Genomic DNA, 21,630 nt, shown 5'->3' with positions numbered 1-21,630 from the left:
AGTACACCCTTGAGAATCGTCACGCTTTCGCAGCACTACGCACCGGAGCCGTGCGACCTGCGCGGTCACGCGTTGGGCCGCGAACTGGTCGCGCGCGGGCACCAAGTGACGGCGCTGTGCGGTCTACCCAACTATCCGTACGGCAAACTGTATCGAGGCTACCGACAACGCCCATGGACGCGCGAGGAGATGGATGGCGTGAGGGTGTTTCGCCTACCCATCTTCCCCGACCACAGTCTGTCCGCGAAGCGACGGGCGGCGCACTATCTCAGCTTCGCGGCGTCTGCCTCACTGCTCGGACCGATGCTGTGTGGGCGGGCGGATGCGATGTGGGTGTATCACCCGCCCCTCACCACTGGCATCCCGGCCCGTTGGGTCTCTAGCCTGCGGCGCGTGCCTTTCGTGTATGAGATTCAGGACCTGTGGCCGGACACGCTGATAGCGAGCGGAGTGGTGGCCGAGAGCCGAGCGATTCGCTGGCTGGAGGGCCTGGCGGCGAAGGTGTATCGCGCCGCGAGCGTCATCGTGGTGCAATCCCCGGGCTTTCGTACGAAGCTTATCGAGAGGGGCGTGCCCGCCGACAAACTGGTCTTCGTACCCAACTGGGCCGACGAAGATCTGTTTCGACCGGTGTCGCGCGATCCCGAGGTGGGTAGGGCGCACGGTCTGGAGGGGCGGTTCAACGTGATGTTCGCGGGCAACATGGGGCCGGCCCAGGCACTGAACTCGGTGTTGGAGGCCGCGGCGCTGGTGGCAGACCTGCCCGACGTGCAGATGGTGCTCGTGGGGGACGGGGTCTCCTATCCGCAGCTGAAGGCCGATGCACAGGGACTGACCAACGTGAGGTTTCTAGGACGCAAGCCAGTGAAAGAAATGGCAGGGCTGTACGCCTGGGCAGATGCGCTGCTGATCCACTTACGAGACGAACCACTCTTTCGCATCACGATCCCGGGAAAGACGATGTCCTACTTGGCCTGTGGCAGACCCATCGTGTGCGCGATGGCCGGCGATGCAGCTCAGATCGTGAGCGATGCCCGAGCCGGTGTGCTCTGCCCACCCGAGAGCCCCGAGGCGCTCGCACAGGCGATTCGCGACCTGTACCGAATGCCCGTCGAGCAGCGCGAAGAGATGGGGGCCAACGGACGTTCCGAGTTCCTACGAAAGTACACTAAGAAAGTCCTCGTGGATACGTACGAGCGGTTGCTAACGGACGTGGCCGCGCGTCGTGCCATCGAAGGCAGCCCATCGAGCCGAGAGACCGAACCCGAGGAGGCGACCTGTGGACCTAGGGCATGAGCCGGTGCTGATCGAAGGGGGGTTGGCGGTGGACGACCGCGGCTCCGTGGCGTTCGTGAACGACTTCGGCTTTCACGGCGTGAAGCGATTCTATGTCGTGCGGAACCACAATCGCGGCTTCGTTCGAGCATGGCATGCACACCGGAGGGAAGCGAAGTACGTGACGGCAGTCTGCGGCTCCGCGGTGGTAGGCGCGGTGCGCATTGACGATTGGGATCATCCGTCGCCGGATTTGCAGGTCCATCGCCACGTGCTGTCCGCTCAGAAGCCCGCAGTGTTGTACATACCACCGGGCTATGCCAATGGTTTCATGTCACTGACAGAAGACGCGGTGCTAGTCTTCTATTCCACGGCTACGGTGGAAGAAAGCCGCTCAGATGACGTGCGATACGATGCCAGGTTGTGGGACATCTGGAGTGTAGTCGAGAGATAGGGAGGCATATAGTTGAAGGTGTTCGTGTTAGGTGGGACCGGAATGCTGGGAGCGATGGTCACGGATTACCTCGCCGGCACGTCCGATCTCGAGGTGCATGCAACCGCGCGGGACCTGACGTTGGTCGAGCGTGCGCGCGCTCTCGTGCCGCGGGTGCAGTGGCACTTGTTCGATGCGGAGGGTGTGGACCTAGACCTCTCGTTCCTCACCGAGTGTGACTGGGTGATCAACTGCATCGGCATTACCAAGCCGCTGATTCATGATGACAATGCCAAGGAGGTGGAGCGTGCCATCCTCGTGAACTCGCTCCTGCCACATCGACTTCAAGCCGCAGTCCGCTCGAAGGGTACGCGTGTGTTGCAGATCGCGACGGACTGTGTGTACTCGGGAAAAAAGGGCGCCTATGTAGAGTCGGATCCCCATGACGCGCTGGATGCCTACGGAAAGACGAAGAGCCTGGGGGAGACGCCGTCCGAGAATTACTTCCATCTCCGCTGCTCGATCATCGGCCCCGAACCGAAGGAGCACAAGTTCTTGCTCGATTGGTTCTTGGGGCAGCCGGAGGGTGCGAGCGTCAAAGGCTTTACCAATCATCTTTGGAACGGCGTCACCACGCTGCACTTTGCTAAGCTGTGTCACGCCGTGATGCGCTCGGTGCTTCGCATGCCCGGCAGGCAGCACGTGGTCCCAGGCGACACCCTTACGAAGTACGAGTTGCTACGTACCTTTGCATCCACCTTCGGGCGCGAGGACATCCAAATCGCCGCCACGGAGGCGCCGACCGCAGTAGATAGGAGTCTGGCCACTGAGAGAGAGGACCTCAATCGCGAGTTGTGGGCTGCTGCAGGCTATGCGGAACCACCCACGATAGGGCAGATGGTATCGGAACTCGCCAGGTACAGACTGAAGCTGCGATGGAGCTAGTGCGCGAGATGCAACGATGAAAGTGATGACGATCCTCGGGACTCGCCCCGAGATCATCCGCCTCTGCGTGATCATCGAGAAGCTGGATGCGCTGTGCGAACAAGTCGTGCTGCACACCGGCCAGAACTACGATCCTAATCTGGACGAAGTGTTCTTCCGTCAGCTCGGTGTGCGAAAGGCCGATCATTACTTGGGCGCACGGGGCTCCTTCGGCGAGCAGATCGGTACCATCCTCGCCGGTGCAGAGCGGCTCATGCTAGAAGAACGACCAGACAAGTTCCTTGTCTTGGGGGATACTAACAGCAGCATGGCGGCAATCATGGCCAAGAGGTTGGGCATCTCCGTGTATCACATGGAGGCAGGCAATCGCTGCTATGACGACCGTGTGCCGGAAGAGGTGAATCGGCGCATCATAGATCATTGCAGCGACGTGCTCATGCCGTACACCGAGCGGAGCCGTCAGAACTTGCTTCGCGAGGGCATCGCAGGCGAACGCATCTACGTCACTGGGAACCCCATCTATGAGGTGCTGCAACGGTACCGGTCCGGCATCGAAGCATCGGACATCCTGGTAAGGCTCGATTTACGGCCGGACGAGTTCTTCCTCGTAACAATGCACCGTGCGGAGAACGTAGACGTCGAGCATCGTCTCCGCAACCTCGCTATCGCGTTCGACCGTTTGCAGCGCGAACACGGTGTGCCCGTGATAGTCAGCACGCACCCACGCACACGCAAGCGCATGCAGGAGTTCGGTCTGGCGGAGGACAATCCTAACATCCGCTGGCTGGAGCCCTTCCCCTTCTTCGAGTTCGTGAAGCTCGAGCAGAGTGCGATGTGCGTGCTCACGGACAGCGGTACCGTTCAGGAGGAGTGTTCCATTCTGAAGGTCCCGAACGTCACCATTCGTGACGTGACCGAGCGGCCCGAGACGGTAGAGTGCGGCAGTAACATTCTCACAGGTGCTATCCCCGAGGTGATAGAGGATGCGGTGCGAGTCGCCCTGCAGTCGGTTCGGTCTTGGTCACCGCCGCCGGAGTATGTGGTACCCAATGTCTCGGATACCGTGGTGAAGATCGTTCTCGGGTACGATCGCCACTTCGGCGAATAGCACCTACAGTACTAGGAGATCATTCCCTGCGTCAGTCAGCTTTTGCGCGCCGTTCTCGGTGATTAGCACATCGTCTTCGATGCGGCATCCACCGAAGCCTTCGATGTACACGCCCGGTTCGACGGTGAGTACCATGTTCGGCTCCAAGACCGTCTCGCTATTTTGGCCCAGTCGCCCGAAGTCGTGCACCATCAAGCCGAGGCCGTGACCCAAGCCATGTCCGAAGAACTGGGCCATGTCGTATTTGGCCAGCGCGTCACGAGCGATCTGGTCGATTTCGTGACCGGTCTTCCCGGGGCGCATGGCCTCGATGGCCGACTTCTGCGCATCCAGAACGGCCTGATAGATGATGCGATGCCGCTCCGATGCTTCTCCGACTACCACTGTACGTGTAATGTCGGCGCAGTAACCGCCTACTTCGGCGCCAAAGTCGAGTGTCAGGAAGTCTCCTACTTGCAGCTTACGCTCCGAAGGCTTGCCGTGCGGTCGCGCACTGCGTTCTCCGCTTACGGCTATCACGTCGAAAGCACTAGCTGCTCCCTGCCGACGGAAGTAGAAGTCAATCTCCAATGCCAGGTCCATTTCTGCGACACCGACCTGGATCAGCGGTCGGATGTACTCGAAGCATGCCTCGGTCATGCCACATGCCTGCCGTATGGCCTCCAACTCGCTCGCGTCTTTCACGATGCGCAATTTGTCCATCAGATTGGAGGCGGGGACGAACTCGATACCGTCCAACGAATCCTGCCACCTCTGCCACTCGGCATAGGTGACCGTGTCCGCCTCGAACCCGATGCGCCGCAGCCCCAGGTCGGTTAGCGTGTCACGCAGGAAGTCAATCCCCCGTACCGGGCTGGCGAAGGTCCTCGCGTCCCAGCCAGGGCACTCCTCGCGCACCTGAATGGCATAGCGCGAGTCGGTGATGACAGTGGCTTGCGACGGACCCACCACCACCTGCGCGAAACTCCCCGTGAAGCCGGTTAGGTAGCGTATGTTTCGTGTGTCCGTGATCAGTACTGCTTCCAGATCCCGCGAGCGCAACTCGTCTCTTAGCCGCTGCACCCTATCCATGCTACATCGCCTCCACCAGGATCGCCCTGATTCCTTCGAGTGCAAGAAGGTACCCGTATGTGCCCAGTCCCGCAATCTGCGCCTGCGCAATGCGCGCCACGTACGAGTGCCGACGAAACTCCTCGCGTGCGTGCACGTTCGAGATGTGCACCTCGATGATGGGGAGCCGCAAGGCACTCAGGGCGTCCATCAGGGCGATGGATGTGTGCGTCAGGCCACCGGGGTTGATCACCACCCCATCCGCCCAGGTACGGTTCTCGTGCAGAAAGTCCAGGATCGCACCCTCGTGGTTGCTCTGGAATGTCTTCACCACGAGCCCGAGTTGCTCAGCCTTGTTCTGAATCTCCTTGTCCACCTCTTCCAGAGACTTCGGCCCGTAGAGGCTCGGATCGCGGAAGCCGAGCAAGTTGAGATTGGGGCCGTGAACGACCAGAACCTGGGGTCTTGCAGGTCCTGCCATCAGCTCGTCTTCTCCGGCGTATCGGGTTCGATGGCTTCTTCCACGAGTAGGTGGGGGATGTCGTCTACGACCGGATACTTGCGCCGGCACACGGTGCAGACCAGAAACTCGCCCTCCTGCGTCAGAGGTGGGCGCTCGTCGCAGGCTGGGCAAGCCAAGATGGCTAGAAGTTCCTCGGAGACCATTTCGCTACCTCCCTGTACACTTCGGCGGTTCGCTCGGCGGTGTCCCGCCAAGAGAACATTCTGGCACGCTCGGCCCCCTTCGCGGCCAACTCCTCCCTCAGATCCGGCGAGTCGAGAACGCGCCCGATTGCATCGGCCCACGCACCTTCGTCCGCCGCTGAAACCACCCACGCGGCATCACCCGCAACCTCCGGCAGAGCGCCGCCGTCCGAGCACACCACCGGGCAGCCACACGCCATCGCTTCCAGCACGGGCAGCCCGAAGCCCTCGTATAGACTGGGAAAGAAGAAAGCGTCCGCCCCTGAGTACAAGGCGGGGAGTGCTTCATCCGGCACGTATCCGAGATCTCGCACGTGCGGCCCCTCCACCAGCGGGCCCCATCCGCTCTTACCGACCAGCGCCAGCTTGTGCGGCAGACCGTGTTTTGCGACGGCCTGCTCGAATGCACGAACCAACATCGGCAGGTTCTTGCGTGGCTGACGCGTGCCGACGGCGAGAGCGTAGGGCTGGGACAAGCCAAAGCGCTGCTGCACGATAGACGAAGCTTCGGCAATCCGCCGGAATCCATCCGGTGTGCCGAGCGGTGTGGCGACCGTCTTTCCCCGTGCCGAAGGGATGAGCCGCTCGATGTCCGCCCGCGAGGTCTCGGAAACCGTCAGCACCTTCGCCGCCCGGTGGATGCTAGCAGGAACGCTCAGCCGAAGCAGCAGTCGGTCGCGTGGCCGAAACCACTCGGGACCAATGAGGAAGGACACGTCGTGTACCGTCGTCACCGCCGTCACCCGGAGAAGGGGCGAGATTGTGTACTGCGAGTGGAGCAGACACACGCCGTCCCGTCGAGCGGCTGCCGGCAACACGACCATGCTCCACCAGCGCCGATTGCGTGCCGGTACCACTCGCATTTCCACTGTGTCTCCCGCACACTCGAACCCCACGATCGGTTCGGGCGTATACAAGATGTAGGAATGCCCGATGCGCAGGGCGGTAAGGGCGCGGATGAGGTGGCGCCAATAGGTTCGGTCGCCAGTGAAACGACCGGCGAGCAGGCTGGCGTCTATGCCAATGACAAGCCCTTCCACGCGTGCTAGAGTACTCGCGCGAAGACCCGACGCGCCCGGACATTGACCGCGAAGCACGGGGACGGTAGACTCCTCACGCTTCCGGAGGCAAGAAGTTGAGAAACCGCAGTTATCCCGTCATCATTTTGGCGGCTCTCGTGGTCCTGGTGGTCGCGCTGACGCTGTTGAACGTTATGTCCGCGCCACCGGAGATCAACCCCGTTGCCGGCATGGCGCAGGACCACGCCGGGCACAGCCACGGCGCACCCCAAACGGAGCCGCCGAAGCAGCAACCCCGTTCCGCCGAGGAGATCGCCAAGGAGATCGAGGCGACGACTAAGAAGACCCCAGGCGCGCCTGCCGCTCCTAAGCAGACCATCATCGAAGTGAGCGACCGGGACGACGAGGGCAGCAGCCAGTGGTGGGACGACACCCCTTCGCCGGATAAAGACAAGCGCTAAGGACGCATCCGTGGGGCTGCGCGAGCCTGTTCGCGCTTCGGAACCCGGCACCCATCGAGCACAGGACCCCCGGCGCCTCGCGTCGAGGGTCCCTCTACCCCAGTCAGAGTGGGGTTAGTTCTTGAGGTAGGCCGCCGGGTTTTCCTTGAACTTGGCGATGCATCCCGCACAGCAGAAGTACACGGTCTTGCCGTTGTGCTGCACAGAGACATTCTTGCTGACCGGGTAGCCCAGCACTGGGCAGGTCTTTACCCCGTCGCCCTTGCCGATGAAGGCAACGGGCTTGCCCGGCGCGGTGTCACCGTGGTCGTGGCCGTCCTTTTCGCCGCCCATCATCTCCTGCATCTTCTTCATGGTCTTGTGAACCTCTGCAACGGCCGCCTTGTCCGTGCTCGTCATGTAGTAGACAGCGCCGTTCTTGGTCGGCACTAGCTCGCTCCGAGTATTCGGGCTCATCGCGAACTTGGCGATCGGCATGCAGAAGTCGCAGAACTGAGCGTCAGGACTGGAGACTGCCTTCTCGAAGGACTTCATCTCGGTGATCACCCACTTCGAATCGGCCTCCGAGTGTCCAAAGAAGAACATGGCGAAGCCGGTCTTGAGCATGGCTTCGTCCGTAGCGATGTTTCGCTTCTCGCATCCCTGGTTGCACGAGATCATGTACTTGCACGCGGTGCACTCCTCCATAGAAGGCGCCCGCTTCAACGTCTGGGCGAACGAACTCGCGACCAGCGCCACGAGCATGCCCCCCAATGCCACTTTCAGAGTAACCTTCATCCTAACCATTCTCCCTCCTGAGCTGTCTCATCGCGGAGCAGCCCGCGCGCCCCGAACCGGGGCGCAGACGCAATGCCGCGATAACGTGGAAAACGCGATGGTGCTGGAAGAAGTTCCAGGTCTGCTAACGGAGCCTTGGCGGCACGACCCAGTCACTCGCCTTTGCCATCGTCGAGTGGCAGTCCGCGCACGCCTCCTGCACCTGATCTCCCGTCGCAGTTCCGGACTCCAGAACCGATCGCCCTTCCCGAACGAGGGCGAAGTACCAATCGTTGGTGTCGGGAAGGCGGCCGAGTGGACGCTTTCGCATCACGTACAGCGTGCCGTCCGGATGCTGCAGGACGATGAGCGCCCCCGGTCGAAACGCGGACGTACCAACTCCCCTTCCAGCCGAGAGCCTTCGCAACGCATCCGCTGCCCACGGAGAGGCATATATCTGCGCCGGCCCGTCCCCCGGGTGACCCTTGGTTGAGACCTCGATTCCGTTCTCGAACACCTTTTCCAATTTGGTCTCGAAGTCGTCCCAAGGCTTGTCGCGACGCACCGGTGCGGGTTCCGGCGCCTCAGAGTTCTGCGGCTTCGGGGGGGCAGGCGGTGAGCCGCACCCCGCCAACACTAGCAGGGCCGCGACAAGGCCCCACAGCCTCACGGCAGCCGCTCCTGAGGGATTGCGGCCACGCTGAGCGTTCCGGCGATCACCAGCACGGGTGCGAGCAGCGCGGCCAGCAGCGGCAGCATGGCCAGGGCGCCCACGGCCAGGGCCAGCCAGATGGCCTCCCACGCAAGGCAAGGCAGCAAACCCACCTGACGACCGAGCGTCACCCCGCGACTTAGAAAGGCGGGCGCCGTGAAGTCCAGCAAACCGAGCACGGCGGCCCCCAGGAAAGTCGGCAGGAACGACCCACCGCTAAGCAGCGACCAAGCAAGGACCCCGACGGTGACCACTCCCGCCAACATCAGTCTTGCTGCCCCGTCGCCGACCAGCCTGACCGTGCTAAGCGGTTCGCGTGCCTCCGGTGCGTCCACGTGCCGAGATATCGCGTCCCACAAGAACGACGAGACCACCCCGAGAACGGCGACGAACAGGTAGCCCGCCAGCCAGGTCGCAGCCACCAGTGCCAGTGCACCGCTCACCAGGGTCGCGACAATCGCGAGCGAGCCCTCGGCTCCGGTCCAGCGGACCACCAGCCAAGAGAGGCCGACCCACGCGACGACCCACATCACTACGTACAGCGCGAGCGACCAGAGGAGTGGGCGCACCGCCAAGACCCGTAGCCGCGGCGTGGTCAGAACAATCCGAAACGCCTGCACCAGGTTCACGCGTTTGCCTTTCGTCGTGCAAGATGTCGGAACCTGCAGGCGAATCCGGGAACTGGGGATGGCCGCCCGCTGTTCTAGCAACATAACCGCCCAACGGTGCGCGGTAACGGTTTCTCGTCCCACGGGCTATATCGCAGCGTAGCCCACAGGCCAGGCCGTCCCAGCACCGGCGGCCTGGCCGCTCCATGCCTTCCGTCCCTCTGGCCCACCGAAATTAGCACTCGAGGTCTTAGAGTGCTATCGGGACCTTGATCGCTGTCTCTGATCCGGGGTAGATTCGTCTAGCACTCGCAACTGGAGAGTGCTAACCTGATGGCAAGGAGAGGCTGCTTATGAATCTCAGACCACTCGGTGACAAGGTCGTTGTCGAGGTTCTGGAGAGCGAGGACAAGTCGTCCGGTGGCATCCTACTACCCGACACGGCTCAGAAGAAGCCGCAGGAGGGTGTCGTCGTGGCGGTCGGTCCCGGCAAGCTGCTCGACAACGGTCAGCGTGCGGAGATGTCGGTCAAGGTGAAGGACCGTGTCATCTTCAGCAAGTACGGCGGAACCGAGGTCACGATCGACGGCAAGGAATACACCATCCTCGACGAGGACCAGATCTACGCCGTACACGAGCGATAGCCGTCGCGGTGCCCGAGCCCTGATGGGCCTGACGGGCGCTCGTCGCATTTGACAACAAACGTTTTCAACGGAGGAGACAATGCCTGCCAAGCAACTCAGATACGATGAGGAAGCTCGCCGCGCGCTGGAGCGCGGCGTCAACAAGGTGGCCGATGCGGTGAAGGTCACCTTGGGCCCCAAAGGCCGCACCGTCGTCCTGGACAAGAAATGGGGCAGCCCCACCATCACTAAGGACGGCGTCACCGTAGCCAAAGAGATCGAGCTGGAAGACCCGAACGAGAACCTGGGCGCCCAGCTCTGCAAGGAAGTCGCGAGCAAGACCAACGACGTGGCCGGCGACGGTACCACCACGGCCACCGTACTCGCTCAGAGCCTCGTTCGAGAGGGCCTGCGCTATGTCGCCGCGGGCGGTAACCCCATCGCCCTCAAGCGTGGCATCGAGAAGGGTGTCGAGGCCGTGGTGGCGGACATCAAGCGCCAGGCCGTCAAGGTGAAGGACCGCGAGCAGATCGAGTTCGTGGCCGCCATCGCGGGGAACGACCCGGAGATCGGCAAGACCATCGCCACGGCGCTCCAGGGTGACGGCACCCACCAGGGCGTCGGTAAGGACGGAGTGGTGACCGTCGAGGAGAGCAAGGGCACCGAAACCACCATGGAGATGGTGGAGGGTATGCAGTTCGACCGCGGCTACATCAGCCCGTACTTCGTCACCGACCCCGAGCGCATGGAGGCGGTGATCGAGAACCCGTTGATCCTGATCCACGAGAAGAAGATCTCGAACGCGCAGGACTTGCTGCCGCTGCTCGAGAAGGTCGCAGCCTCGCGCTCGCCGCTCGTGGTGATCGCGGAGGATGTGGAAGGAGACGCGCTGGCCACCCTGGTTCTGAACAAGATCCGCGGCATCCTGAGCTGTGTGGCCGTGAAGGCTCCCGGCTTCGGCGACCGCCGCAAGGCCATGTTGGAGGATATCGCGATCCTTACGAAGGGTCAGTTCCTCAGCGAGGACCTCGGCATCAAGCTCGAGAACGTCACGCTGGACATGCTGGGGCGCGCCAAGAAGGTCGTGGTCAACAAAGAGGACACCACGATTATCGAGGGCGCCGGCAGCCGAGCGGACGTGGTGGGCCGAATCAACCAGATCAAGACACTCATCGAGAAGACCGACAGCAACTACGACCGCGAGAAGCTCCAGGAGCGCCTGGCCAAGCTTAGCGGTGGCGTTGCGGTCATCAAGGTCGGCGCGGCCACCGAGACCGAGCTGAAGGAGAAGAAGCACCGCTACGAGGATGCTCTTTCGGCAACCCGCGCGGCCATCGAGGAGGGCATCGTGCCCGGCGGTGGCATCACCTATCTGAACGCCATCCCCGCGCTGGAGAAGCTGAAACTGGAGGGTGACGAGCAGATCGGCGTGAACATCGTGCGCCGCGCTCTGGAAGAGCCGACCCGCCAGATTGCCGAAAACGCCGGCGTCGAGGGCAGCATCGTGGTGGACAGCATCCGCCGCGACTCCAAGACGAAGGGCTACGGCTACAACGCGCTCACGGACACCTACGAGGATCTGATGAAGGCCGGCATCGTGGACCCGGCGAAGGTGTCGCGCTCCGCGCTGGAGAACGCGGCGTCCATCGCCAGTCTCGTGCTGACCACCGAGGCAATCGTAGTAGAGAAGCCCGAGCCGAAGAAGCCCGCCACTCCCGGCGGCCCCGGCGGCGGCATGAACGACTACGACATGTAGTTACCACCTAGTCGAGATCCACGAAGAGCAGGCCGCTCGGCCTGCTCTTCGCTTTGGTGCGAGTCGATACGCCTCCACCGCTTGCGGTGGAGGCGTGACAGGCATAGGGAGGGAGTCAGCGAACTTCTTCGGGCGTTGCTTCGTAGGAGTCCCGGCGCTTGTGGCGCACGATCTCTCCCTCGATCAGGTACAGGACATCCTCTGCGATGTTGGTCGCCTGATCCCCGATGCGCTCGATGTGGCGCGCAACCGTTAGCAGTTGCACCTGCTCCATGACCTCCGGAGTTCCTAACAGGAGCTGCTGCTTGACGTAGTCATAGACGCGGCGGTTGCACTCATCCACGTGGTCGTCCATCTCGCACACCTTGCGTGCAAGAGACGCGTCCAGGTACACGAGCGCATCCAAGCTGTCACGTACCATCTCGTGCGCCAGCCGGCTCATGCTCACGAAGTCTTGCGGAATGTCAATCTTCACACGATGCGAAAGGTAGATGGCACGCTCGGCGATGTTGGTGGCAATGTCTCCGATGCGTTCCAGGTCGTTGTTGATCTTGAGCATGGCGACCACGTACCGCAGATCAATAGCCACCGGCTGGTGGAGTGCCAGCACCTTCAGGCACTCCTCCTCCACTTCGACCTCCATCGCATCAATCTGCTCGTCGGTCTCGATGACGCGTTCGGCAAGCTCTACGTCGCGGGTCATGAGAGCCTCGATGGCCATCTTGCCCGACTCCTCGACCAGAGCGCCGACCGAGAGCAGTTTCTTTCTCAGCGCGTCTATCTCGCGCTCCAAGTGCCGCCGCATTTCCATGCTCCTATCCGAACCGGCCCGTAATGTAATCTTCGGTTCGTTTCTCTGCAGGTAGAGTGAAAACCTGCGTTGTCGGACCGTATTCGATCAGCTCGCCGTCGCACAAAAACGCTGTGAAGTCCGACACGCGAGCCGCTTGCTGCATGTTATGCGTTACGATCACGATGGTGTAGCGTTCCTTCAGTTCGATAATAAGCTCCTCGATTCTCGCGGTTGCGGTTGGGTCGAGCGCCGAGCAGGGCTCATCCATGAGCACCACTTCTGGCTCCATCGCGATGGCGCGAGCGATGCAGAGTCGTTGTTGCTGTCCGCCGGAGAGGGCCATGCCGCTTTGGTGTAGCTTGTCCTTCACCTCGTCCCACAGGGCGGCTTTGCGCAACGAGGTCTCGACGACTTCGCGAAGGGACGAACGCGAAGCGCCGTTGATGGCCGGGCCCCAAGCCACGTTGTCGAACACGCTCTTCGGGAAGGGATTGGGTTTCTGAAAGACCATGCCGATGCGCCGTCGCACCTCCACCGGGTCCACTTCCGGAGCGAAGATGCTCTGGCCTCGATACAGCACTTGGCCAGACATCGAGACGCTGGGGATGAAGTCGTTCATGCGGTTGAAGGTCCGCAGCAGCGTGCTCTTGCCACATCCCGAGGGTCCGATGATAGCTGTGATGCGTCGCTCGGGAATGCACAGGCTGACGTCCTTGACCGCGGCCTCCGAGCCGTATCGGACGGTGAGGCTGCGCGTCTCCAGGATCGTCTCTGCGGATTCCACGGGTTGCTGCTCTGCCGCGCGCTGTGGCGGCTCCGGGAGCTTGGTAGTCAGTATCACATCGCTCATGGGCGGAACCTCTGAAACCGCTGCCGGATGACTACGGCGGCGGCGTTCATGCTGAGCAGCACGGCAAGAAGGACGATGATACCCGCAGCCGCCAAGGCACGGAAGTCCTCCTGAGGTCGGCTCGCCCAGTTGTAGATCTGGATGGGTAGTACGGTGAACTTGTCCATCGGGCCGGCAGGCACGAAGGCCACGTAGGCGAATGCGCCGATCATGATGAGCGGAGCCGTCTCACCTATGGCACGCGAAAGGGACAGGATCACACCCGTGAGTATGCCCGGGAGGGCCGACGGTAGCACATGGGACCAGATGGTCTGCCATCGCGTGGCGCCGAGGGCGAATGCGGCCATCCGTATGGAGGATGGTACTGCACGGATCGCCTCGCGCGCCGAGATGATGATCACCGGGAGGATCAGCAACGCCATCGTGAGAGCGCCTGCTAACACGCTGCGCCCGAGCATCATCGTTCGCACGAAGATGGCAAGCCCGAGGATGCCGTACACGATGGACGGCACGCCGGCGAGGTTGGCGATGTTCACCTCGATAAAGGAGCTGAGGCGCCCACGCTTGGGATACTCCTCGAGGTAGATGGCGGCGCCGATGCCGATAGGCAGTGCGAACGCGGCGGTCAGCAGAATGTTCCACACGGACCCGTACAGCGCGGACTTGATGCCCGCTTCAGCCGGAAACCTAGAGGGAAAGCTGGTCAGGAACTTGAGCGTCAGCCACTTGGCCCCTTGTTGGTACACGGCGATCAGGAGCGTGGCAAGCAGAACTACTCCGACTAGTGTCGAGGCTAGACACAGTAGGTAGAAGATACGATCGGCGTGCCGTCGTTTCGCAACGCTACCCTTCGACAGGACGAGTCCGCTCATTCGTACACCTCTCGGTAGCGTCGAAGGATGCGCTGCGAGAGTATGTTGAGCGCGAGCGTTATCAGGAACAGCAGCATGCCCACCGCGAACAGGGTCTGGTACTCGATGGTCCCTTGCGGAGTGTCGCCTAGGCTGATCTGGACGATATAGGCAGTCATCGTCTGCACGCTCTCCAATGGGTTTAGCGTCATTTTGGGAGATGCGCCCGCGGCCAACGTAACCGCCATCGTCTCGCCTATTGCACGCGATACTGCCAGCACGAACGATGCTAACACTCCCGAGAGGGCCGCCGGGAAAACAATCCGCGCGCTAACCTCGCTCCTCGTCGCGCCTACGGCAAACCCCGCGTTTCGAAGCGAATTCGGCACCGCTCGAAAGGCGTCGTCGGAGAGCGATGCCACCATGGGGAGAATCATGATACCTACCACCAGAGAGGCGCTGAGTGCGTTGAAGACCTCCGTCTGGGGAAGGACGAGGCGAAGAAACGGGGTGACGGTCGCGACTGCGAAGTAGCCGTACACCACTGTCGGAATCCCGGCTAGGATTTCCAGGATCGGCTTGACGGCTGCTCGTACGCGCGGCGTGGCATACTCGCTTAGGTACATCCCGCACCCGACACCGATAGGTATGGCCACGAGGGCCGCTCCGACGGTGATCAACATGGTGCCGCATACCAGTGGCAACACACCGAAGTGCTGTGGCTTGAAGAGCGGCGTCCACTTCGTACCAGTCAGGAACTCCCAGATAGATACCTGCTTGAAGAAGGTGAAGCTCTCCGTTGCCAGCACCCAGATGATGGCTATGGTAGTGGCAATCGACACCATGGCGCTGAGAAGGAGGCCGTTCTCGTGCAAGAACTCCGTCCATCGGAACCGTTTGGCCTGCAGGCCACTCACCGAGCGGCCCCCTATCGCCTGGTCAGCCGTTGTCAACTGCTACCAATCACTCCTATTGCGATTCCTCTTCTGTTTTCATGAGCTGCTCCAGAGAAAGACCTACCTGATGCTTCCCCTCGAAGACCGATCCAGTCTTCCTCTTCTCGAAGCGCTCCAAAGCGATCTCGTACACGTTTGCCGGGAGCGGAACGTACTTCACTTCGGCGACCAGCTTCTCGGCGTTCTGCATGTAGAACTTTATGAAGGCCTGTACTTCCGGTCGCTCTGCCGCCTTGGTACTGACGTAGATGAAGAGCGGGCGTGCTAGCGGGGTGTACTGTCCGTTCCGGATAGTCTCCTCCGTGGGAGTGATAGGACCGCTTCCACCGTCAATGGGGACGACCTTCAGCTTGTCGGCGTTCTCTGCATAGTAGGCATATCCGAAGTATCCGAGCGCGTACTTCTCGCCCGACACTCCCTGCACTAACACGTTGTCATCCTCGCTGGGCTGGAAGTCCGGTCGGCACTTCTTCTGCTCGCCCACGACTGCCTCTGTAAAGTAGTCGTACGTACCCGAGTCGGTACCCGGCCCGAACAACCTGATCTTCTGCCTGGGCCAGTTAGGCCGCACGTCGCTCCAGTACTGGACCTTGCTGCCGGGCTCCCAGATGCGTTTCAGCTCCTCTACCGTCAGGTAGTCGACGAAGTCGTTGTCTTTGTGCACTACCACGGAGAGGCCGTCGAATGCGACCGGCAGTTCGATGAACTCGATGCCGTTCTTCTTGGCGATCTCCATCTCTTCTATCTGGATCGGCCGGGAAGCGTCGCTGATGTCCGTCTCGCCGGCGACGAACTTCTTGAAACCGCCACCTGTACCCGACGTGCCAACCGACGCGCGCACGTCCGGGTTCTCCTTCATGAACTCCTCGGCCGCAGCCTCGCTGATGGGGTAGACCGTGCTGGAGCCATCTATGCTGATCGAGCCCGACAATTTCGAGCCACTCTTCTCGCCGCTTTCCGATGTCGAGGCCCCACCACAGCCGGCCACTATCGCGATGCCGACCAGGGCGAGTCCGCCTAACCACAGATTCCTGCCAAACGCCTGTACCATATGATCACCTTCCATCTGAAACTCGATACTCGAATTCTATGCCTCTATTGTTAGAATTTCGTTAATGCTAGGGCCACCAGAGTCCGACTGCGCTACCCCCCACCCCCGGACGGGATTCGTACTGTGAACGTGCTGCCTTGTCCCAACACGCTTTCGGCACCGACTCGACCCCGGTGCACTTGCGCGACGTGCTTCACGATCGAGAGCCCCAACCCCGTACCGCCCTCCTTCCGACTCCGCGCCACATCCACCCGATAGAAGCGCTCGAAGAGCCTGGGCAAGTGTCGCTCCTCGATCCCTGGGCCACGATCGCGAACTCGGATCTCCACGTCGTTGCCGACCGCTTCCGCCTCCAGGTCCACGGCCTCCCCGGAAGGGCTGTGGCGTATGGCGTTGTCCAACAGGTTGACCACGGCTTGCACGAGCAGGGGCGGGTTGATCGGCGCAGCGAGGTTCTCGGGGCACGACAACCTCACGGTTACCTGGCTGGCATCCGCGAGCGGAGCGGTGTCCAAAATTGCTTCCTTTAGGCAGGGCAGCAGAGGCTGTAGTTTGAGGGGAACTCCGCCTCCCCCCGTCTCTTCCAGCCGAGCCAGGCTGAGCAAGTCCTCGATGATCGCGCTCAGGCGCGCGGCACTTCGATCAATCATCGCGAGGAAGCGCTCCCTGGACTGCGGTTTGTCTGCTGCCCCGCTCAGAAGAGTCTCCACGGCCCCGCGGATGGTGCTGACCGGTGTCTTCAGCTCGTGTGACACGTTTGCCACGAAGTCTCGACGGACTCTCTCCAGCTTGCGGATCTGAGTGATGTCGTGCAGAACAATCAGGGTGCCCATGAGATATCCTTGCTGGTCGCGCAGTGGGCTTGCCGTCACCTCGAGGGTTCGCTCCTCCTGGCCCTCGCGGAGAACGACTTCCCCGTACACCGGCCCCCCCTTCTCACGTACTTGCTCCAGCATTCGGTTCAGCTCCGAGTTCCGCGCCACTCCTTGCAGGGGTAGACCGAGGCAACGGTCGGAATCGAAGCTTACGAATCGTTCGGCCGCTGGGTTGGCAGCGAGCAGCCGATCGTCTAGGTCCACGGCGATCACGCCTTCCACCATTCCAGCGAGCACGGCATCGAGCTCGCTTTGGCGCTCCGCCATCTGCGCCCGTTCCCTGTCTAGGCGCTCCGCCATGGTGTTAAGAAGCTCCACCAGGTTGTCCAATTCCTCGGATCCCGGGGGCGGGATGCGGGCAGAGAGCCGACCTTGCCCGAAGGCACGCACACCATTCTCCAGGTCGCCCAGGTCATCGGCCAGTCGTCGGGACGTGGCGTGCAAGCACAGCGCCGTGACGCCCCAAGCGGCTAGTGAGAGGATGGTGGCCCGCATCAGAACGTCACCGAACACGATGCCCACCGAGGCCGCCGAAGCGACAACGCGAACCGCTCTGCCTGGGCCGGTCCGTGTGGGCAGCGGTGCGGCTGCGCTCAACAGGCCCCGATCGGTGTCGTAGTAAGTGCGCACGTGTGGCTCGGCCTGCCCGCCCAGAGCCGCGGCAACGTCCGGCCTGTCCGATAGGTCACCCACGTACTTGGCGCGAAACCGCGAGTCCAGGATCGCGAGGCCATCGGGGCCGACGAGTGTGTATCGGTATCCTATGTGGCGCTCGTAGGTTCGGAGTACATCAGCGACGTGGCCGACGTCGGTAGCTGCAGGGTCGTAGCCCAGCCGGTCGGACAGCATCTCGGCCACTCTGGCGAGCTCGTCGAGCTTGAGAGACCTTCGCTCCGAAGCATCATGCTGTTCGATCAGATACGACAGGACGAAAGCGACGACGAAGTAAAGCAGAAGCTGAACAAAAGGAGGCGCTCCGAGCAGTCTTCGGCTGCGCATTACCCTTGGAAGCGGTATCCCACGCCCCGCACGGTCTCGATGAGATTGGCTGCAGCCCCGAGCTTCCGACGCAGCGACACGATATGCACATCTACGGATCTATCGGTGACAGGATAGTCGTGTCGGTGAACAGCGTTCACGATCTGGTCCCGCGTGAACACCCAGCCCCGCTTTCGGGCCAGGTAGTGAAGAATGCGAAACTCGGTAGCCGTGAGATCTAGTATCTGACCGTCCAGCAGTACCTCATGCCTGCGCGGATCTATTACCAGAGTGCCGATCTCGATCTGCGTGTCTTCCCCGACCTGCTCCATGGCGGCACGCCTCAACACTGCACGGATCCTGGCATTCAGAACGCGAGGGCTGAACGGTTTTGTGATGTAGTCGTCCGCCCCCAGCTCCAGGCCTACTACGATATCGGCTTCTTCACCGCGTGCAGTGAGCATGATGATCGGGATGCTCGCGGTCCTCGGCTCCCGTTTCAGAACTCGGCACACTTCAAGGCCGTCCAACCCAGGCAGCATCAAATCCAGAACGATCAGGCTCGGAGGTTTCGCCTTAGCTGCTGAAACGGCGGCCTCCCCGGTTTCCACACACCGAACGTAATACCCCTCGCGCTCGAGGTTGTAGCGGATCATCTCGCGGATGTCTTCCTCGTCGTCAACCACTAGGATGCTCGCCTTTCCCAACGCGCAACCTCCGACGTTCTGGTGGGCGGGCCCTGCCCCGCTGCGTTGGTAATAGCATACCTGCACAACCTAACCACAGACGGGTCCTAGGTAGCCCGAGAGCCCTAGCAAGTACTAGGGCTCTCGGGGATGTTAGGGAACTGTTAGCGTTTGCGACGCCGTGCTGCGGTAAGCAGGGCCCCCGCCAACAGACATGTCACTGCGCCCGGTTCCGGAACTGCCGCTGTGGTGAGTAGGCTCAACGTACCTTGCTCGTCGCGATAAAGGAGGAAGTATTCCTCGCCTTCCGATACCAGAAAAGGCCGGATGCCGCGGACCTCTGCGCCTTCGAACAGGACCGTTTCAACGCTCCCATCCTTGGCGAACCGAAGGACACCACCATTCTGAAAGGCTACAGCAACACCGTTCTTTGCGTCCACGGTGGCCTGTCCCCCGGCGCCGAGCGATTCGAAACCCGACCAGATGCCTGCCGTGCAGGTGCTGGCATACACGGTGCCACCGGTGGCAAAGGTGAATCCGAGGAGGCCATCACCGGCCGCTATGGCTTGGCGAGAGAGTTCAGAACCGGCGTTCCAGCCGACCTCCATCGAGGTGTTGTTGCCTCCCGGGACAATGGCGCTGGGATACTTGGCCGACCAAGATACCTTCCCGCCCCAGTTCGCCGACTCGAGCGCATAGACGTAACCGCTGCCGGGAAGCGCCGCGAGGGACATCTGGGAGAAGTAGTTGCCGGACCCCGAATCGTACCAGCCGTCGTGCAACACGGAGAGGTCGGACCAGCCGGAACCTGCGTTCTGGACGAGGGCAATCTCGGTGTAGCCGTCGCCATCGTAGTTGCCTTCGAGCATCAGGTGCAGCACTCCGGAGCCATCCACATCGAGTGAACCGTACAAGCCGGCTGCAACCGGGGCAGATGCCCATCCGTCCGCGCTGGAGGCGACGTGAATGCTGCCTGCATTCACGAACGCGACGTGGGCAGTGCCGTCGGGACCAAGGGCAACCGAGGGAGTCGCTCCGGGTCCGAGGTCAACGGTGGCCCAATCCGAGTCCCAAGGAGTCCGGGTGGCGTAGTAGACGTGGCCCGCATGCTCATAGGCCACGTGGGCGCGAAGCGGGCCGATTGCTAGGTCGTAGTTCTCGGAGGAAATAGACGTGAGGTCGAACTTCGTCTGCCACACCAAAGCCTGGGCGGACAAACACATCCCGAGCGACAGGGCTAACGAGGCTAGGCTGCGCAGAGCCTTCAATTGGTTCTGGATCTGCATGGCTATCCTTTCTGTGCAATCGGGTCTAGTGAGCCCAGCGCAATCATTGTGCCAATTGACACAATCTAGAGGGATGCAGGAGCACCGACTATGACGCGGCCCTCACTCCGGGCTGGGAGCCGCTCCCCTTCCGGGAGGACAGTCGGGGTGGGCCCCGAAACTCGACCTGCGACGACCGGATTGGGGAGAGGAACGGAGGTCACATGCAATGTCGAACCGATTGTTCTCGCTTCTACTGCTGAGCGCTGCACTGATCGGATTGGCCGGATGCGGAGGCAGGGAAGAGAGAACCCTGATTGGGAACTGGAGCCTCAAAGACACGGTTCTTGGGCAGGAAGCCGGAGGCTCTATGGTGTTGCAACCAGACGGGAAGATGATCCAGTACTGGAGGCTGGAGTACCAAAACCAGCCCGGTGCACTGGACATCCACGGCAAGTGGGAGGCCGACGAGGAGAAACACATCCTGACCATCACCAAGACGGAGGTGTACTGGAACCAGATGCTGACCGAGATGCCACAACTCCTCGGAACCGAGACCGGCCCATACAGGTGGGTGGAAGGTGGGATCGAATGGACGCGCGAGATCGGTGGCAAGAAGGTCACGACCAAACTGGTCGGGGCAGGAAGCGTACCCTCTGCGAAGCCGAAGGACTAGAGAACGGGAGGACGTGATGAGCAAGAGATGGCTGTTGGCGACCCTCGCGATAGTGTGCCTGCTCTTGGTGACCGGGTGCAAACCGAGCATCGTGGGCAAGTGGAACGTGGACACAACCATCCAAGGGGTTTCCGCAAAAGGGACCATCGAGTATAAGAAGGACAACTCGATGGTCGGTGAGTTGGTCGCCTCCGCAGGAGGACAGCAGGCCCCCATCTCGATGAAGGGGACCTGGCGGATGGAGCAGAAGGACGAGAAGCAGTACCTGTCCGTCAAATTCACCGAGATCAAGCTTGCCGGCCAACCCATTCCTGTCAATGCGATACCGGAGCAGAAGAGCGAAGTCACCTTCGGCAAGAATTCCATGACGCTCACCGCACAGGACGGATCCGGGATGACGAGCACCTACACGAAGGCCGAGTGAGGACACCGCCTCCCAATGCGTGATCCGGGCGTCCCGGTGGGCGGTCTCGGGTCGTGAGCCCGTGATCGGTCGTAACTCCCGTCTTCTCGGCGCGATTCTCGCTGTGGTCGTGGGGCTGATGGGCTGCTCCGAGGGTTCCCCTCAGGGGGCCTGGGAGACGAAGGGGCCGAGTGCCGGCCCCTTGCAGTACGTCCGGCTGGAGTTGCGTGACAGCGGTGCCTTCTCGTGCGACGTCGTGTTCACCGAGGGCGGAGCTCGCGAGGAGATAAGCGGCACCTGGACCAAGCACGCTCAGAGGGAAGGTTTCTTGCTGGAACTACGCGCCACCTCGCCTCCGGCACCTCGTCTGTTCGGTGGCCGCCCGTCGGTTCTCATCGAGGCTCGCCGGGATGGCCGCTTCCTCCTCCTCCCTCGCGGCGTTACCGGCGAAGGCGCGCTGGTCCTGAGCGAGGCAAGAAGAGACTAGGCTGCAACTACGGAGGTGCCGCACACCTGTCGTAAGGGTAGCATCTGTATTGCGGAGACGGAAGCGTGGTTCGTAGCTGCATGAGATGTGATCGATAAGAAGCGAGATGTGAAATATCCCCGTGGCACGGGCGTCTCGCCCGTGATTGATCATGGGCAAGATGCCCATGCTACGCAGGATGCCCATGGTGCCCGTAGCACGGGCGTCTCGCCCGTGATTGACCATGGGCAAGATGCCCATGCTACGCAAGATGTCCATGGTGCCCGTGGCACGGGCGTCCCGCCCGTGATTGACCATGGGCAAGATGC

25 protein-coding genes are annotated in these 21,630 nt (G+C 61.7%); 10 read left to right on the top strand and 15 right to left on the bottom strand.

Annotated features, from left to right (window positions below):
- The first annotated feature begins 9 nt into the window (after positions 1 to 9).
- The 4 genes from HRF45_11235 to wecB are packed head-to-tail and all read left to right on the top strand — an operon-like array spanning position 10 to position 3,761.
- Positions 10 to 1,296 (top strand): glycosyltransferase family 4 protein, encoded by a 1,287-nt coding sequence (locus HRF45_11235; GenBank protein ID MEP0767100.1) that lies wholly within the window; start codon positions 10 to 12, stop codon positions 1,294 to 1,296.
- Complete coding sequence (locus tag HRF45_11230; protein ID MEP0767099.1) at positions 1,280 to 1,729, top strand: dTDP-4-dehydrorhamnose 3,5-epimerase family protein; 450 nt, start codon at positions 1,280 to 1,282, stop codon at positions 1,727 to 1,729. The genes HRF45_11235 and HRF45_11230 overlap by 17 nt, the downstream gene beginning before the upstream one ends.
- A 12-nt stretch (positions 1,730 to 1,741) precedes the next feature.
- Positions 1,742 to 2,653, top strand: coding sequence for an SDR family oxidoreductase (locus HRF45_11225; protein ID MEP0767098.1), 912 nt, complete (start codon positions 1,742 to 1,744; stop codon positions 2,651 to 2,653).
- A gap of 16 nt (positions 2,654 to 2,669) precedes the next feature.
- A complete protein-coding gene (gene wecB / locus HRF45_11220) occupies positions 2,670 to 3,761 on the top strand; it encodes a UDP-N-acetylglucosamine 2-epimerase (non-hydrolyzing) (protein ID MEP0767097.1) in 1,092 nt (363 codons plus the stop codon).
- Between the two features lie 3 nt (positions 3,762 to 3,764).
- Here wecB and HRF45_11215 read toward each other — a convergent pair whose 3' ends face one another.
- From HRF45_11215 to HRF45_11200, 4 genes are read right to left on the bottom strand one after another with little or no spacing between them, the layout of a single operon-like run.
- Positions 3,765 to 4,832: an aminopeptidase P family protein gene (locus HRF45_11215; GenBank protein MEP0767096.1), complete on the bottom strand. Its 1,068-nt coding sequence runs from the start codon at positions 4,830 to 4,832 to the stop codon at positions 3,765 to 3,767.
- Position 4,833: 1 nt separating this feature from the next.
- Positions 4,834 to 5,292, bottom strand: coding sequence for a type II 3-dehydroquinate dehydratase (gene aroQ / locus HRF45_11210; protein MEP0767095.1), 459 nt, complete (start codon positions 5,290 to 5,292; stop codon positions 4,834 to 4,836).
- On the bottom strand, positions 5,292 to 5,477 hold the full coding sequence (locus HRF45_11205; GenBank protein ID MEP0767094.1) for a Trm112 family protein: 186 nt from the start codon (positions 5,475 to 5,477) through the stop codon (positions 5,292 to 5,294). Before HRF45_11205 ends, aroQ begins: the two co-directional genes overlap by 1 nt.
- Positions 5,456 to 6,613, bottom strand: a complete 1,158-nt coding sequence (locus tag HRF45_11200; GenBank protein MEP0767093.1) for a glycosyltransferase family 4 protein — start codon at positions 6,611 to 6,613, stop codon at positions 5,456 to 5,458. Before HRF45_11200 ends, HRF45_11205 begins: the two co-directional genes overlap by 22 nt.
- Before the next feature lie 38 nt (positions 6,614 to 6,651).
- Here HRF45_11200 and HRF45_11195 point away from each other — a divergent pair, with 38 nt between their 5' ends.
- Complete coding sequence (locus HRF45_11195; protein MEP0767092.1) at positions 6,652 to 6,996, top strand: hypothetical protein; 345 nt, start codon at positions 6,652 to 6,654, stop codon at positions 6,994 to 6,996.
- A 114-nt stretch (positions 6,997 to 7,110) separates the two neighbouring features.
- Here HRF45_11195 and HRF45_11190 read toward each other — a convergent pair whose 3' ends face one another.
- The 3 genes from HRF45_11190 to HRF45_11180 form a co-directional block, all read right to left on the bottom strand.
- A complete protein-coding gene (locus HRF45_11190) occupies positions 7,111 to 7,782 on the bottom strand; it encodes a YHS domain-containing protein (GenBank protein ID MEP0767091.1) in 672 nt (223 codons plus the stop codon).
- Positions 7,783 to 7,897: 115 nt separating this feature from the next.
- The gene (locus HRF45_11185) at positions 7,898 to 8,422 is read right to left on the bottom strand and encodes a hypothetical protein (protein ID MEP0767090.1); all 525 of its coding nucleotides are present in this window, start codon (positions 8,420 to 8,422) and stop codon (positions 7,898 to 7,900) included.
- On the bottom strand, positions 8,419 to 9,093 hold the full coding sequence (locus HRF45_11180) for an EI24 domain-containing protein (GenBank protein MEP0767089.1): 675 nt from the start codon (positions 9,091 to 9,093) through the stop codon (positions 8,419 to 8,421). Before HRF45_11180 ends, HRF45_11185 begins: the two co-directional genes overlap by 4 nt.
- Before the next feature lie 332 nt (positions 9,094 to 9,425).
- On the opposite strand from HRF45_11180, the gene groES reads away from it, so the two are divergent.
- Both groES and groL read left to right on the top strand, forming a co-directional pair.
- Positions 9,426 to 9,716 carry a co-chaperone GroES gene (gene groES / locus HRF45_11175; GenBank protein ID MEP0767088.1) on the top strand — a complete coding sequence of 97 codons (291 nt, stop codon included), beginning with the start codon at positions 9,426 to 9,428 and terminating at the stop codon, positions 9,714 to 9,716.
- Between the two features lie 79 nt (positions 9,717 to 9,795).
- Positions 9,796 to 11,451, top strand: coding sequence for a chaperonin GroEL (gene groL, locus HRF45_11170; GenBank protein ID MEP0767087.1), 1,656 nt, complete (start codon positions 9,796 to 9,798; stop codon positions 11,449 to 11,451).
- A 115-nt stretch (positions 11,452 to 11,566) separates the two neighbouring features.
- Here the strand turns inward: groL and phoU are convergent, their stop codons facing one another.
- The 8 genes from phoU to HRF45_11130 form a co-directional block, all read right to left on the bottom strand.
- Positions 11,567 to 12,256, bottom strand: a complete 690-nt coding sequence (phoU, locus tag HRF45_11165) for a phosphate signaling complex protein PhoU (GenBank protein ID MEP0767086.1) — start codon at positions 12,254 to 12,256, stop codon at positions 11,567 to 11,569.
- A 10-nt stretch (positions 12,257 to 12,266) separates the two neighbouring features.
- Positions 12,267 to 13,094, bottom strand: coding sequence for a phosphate ABC transporter ATP-binding protein (pstB, locus tag HRF45_11160; protein MEP0767085.1), 828 nt, complete (start codon positions 13,092 to 13,094; stop codon positions 12,267 to 12,269).
- A complete protein-coding gene (gene pstA / locus HRF45_11155) occupies positions 13,091 to 13,966 on the bottom strand; it encodes a phosphate ABC transporter permease PstA (protein MEP0767084.1) in 876 nt (291 codons plus the stop codon). Before pstA ends, pstB begins: the two co-directional genes overlap by 4 nt.
- A complete protein-coding gene (pstC, locus tag HRF45_11150) occupies positions 13,963 to 14,790 on the bottom strand; it encodes a phosphate ABC transporter permease subunit PstC (protein MEP0767083.1) in 828 nt (275 codons plus the stop codon). Before pstC ends, pstA begins: the two co-directional genes overlap by 4 nt.
- Before the next feature lie 124 nt (positions 14,791 to 14,914).
- On the bottom strand, positions 14,915 to 15,952 hold the full coding sequence (locus HRF45_11145; protein MEP0767082.1) for a PstS family phosphate ABC transporter substrate-binding protein: 1,038 nt from the start codon (positions 15,950 to 15,952) through the stop codon (positions 14,915 to 14,917).
- 92 nt (positions 15,953 to 16,044) lie between these two features.
- Entirely contained in the window at positions 16,045 to 17,826 is a 1,782-nt protein-coding gene (locus HRF45_11140) for a PAS domain-containing protein (protein ID MEP0767081.1), read from the bottom strand.
- Complete coding sequence (locus HRF45_11135; protein ID MEP0767080.1) at positions 17,826 to 18,512, bottom strand: response regulator; 687 nt, start codon at positions 18,510 to 18,512, stop codon at positions 17,826 to 17,828. The genes HRF45_11140 and HRF45_11135 overlap by 1 nt, the downstream gene beginning before the upstream one ends.
- A 143-nt stretch (positions 18,513 to 18,655) precedes the next feature.
- Positions 18,656 to 19,777 (bottom strand): hypothetical protein, encoded by a 1,122-nt coding sequence (locus HRF45_11130; GenBank protein MEP0767079.1) that lies wholly within the window; start codon positions 19,775 to 19,777, stop codon positions 18,656 to 18,658.
- Between the two features lie 208 nt (positions 19,778 to 19,985).
- Here HRF45_11130 and HRF45_11125 point away from each other — a divergent pair, with 208 nt between their 5' ends.
- Genes HRF45_11125 through HRF45_11115 form a run of 3 tightly spaced genes read left to right on the top strand, consistent with a single transcriptional unit; the run spans position 19,986 to position 21,322 of the window.
- On the top strand, positions 19,986 to 20,432 hold the full coding sequence (locus HRF45_11125) for a hypothetical protein (protein MEP0767078.1): 447 nt from the start codon (positions 19,986 to 19,988) through the stop codon (positions 20,430 to 20,432).
- A gap of 16 nt (positions 20,433 to 20,448) precedes the next feature.
- Complete coding sequence (locus HRF45_11120; GenBank protein ID MEP0767077.1) at positions 20,449 to 20,856, top strand: hypothetical protein; 408 nt, start codon at positions 20,449 to 20,451, stop codon at positions 20,854 to 20,856.
- Positions 20,857 to 20,875: 19 nt separating this feature from the next.
- Positions 20,876 to 21,322, top strand: coding sequence for a hypothetical protein (locus tag HRF45_11115; GenBank protein ID MEP0767076.1), 447 nt, complete (start codon positions 20,876 to 20,878; stop codon positions 21,320 to 21,322).
- The last annotated feature ends 308 nt before the right edge of the window (positions 21,323 to 21,630 follow it).

Source organism: Fimbriimonadia bacterium (assembly GCA_039961735.1).
Classification (GTDB): Bacteria; Armatimonadota; Fimbriimonadia; order Fimbriimonadales; family JABRVX01; genus JABRVX01.
Note: the sequence above shows the minus strand (reverse complement) of the source record. Positions and strands in the feature narration are given on the sequence as shown.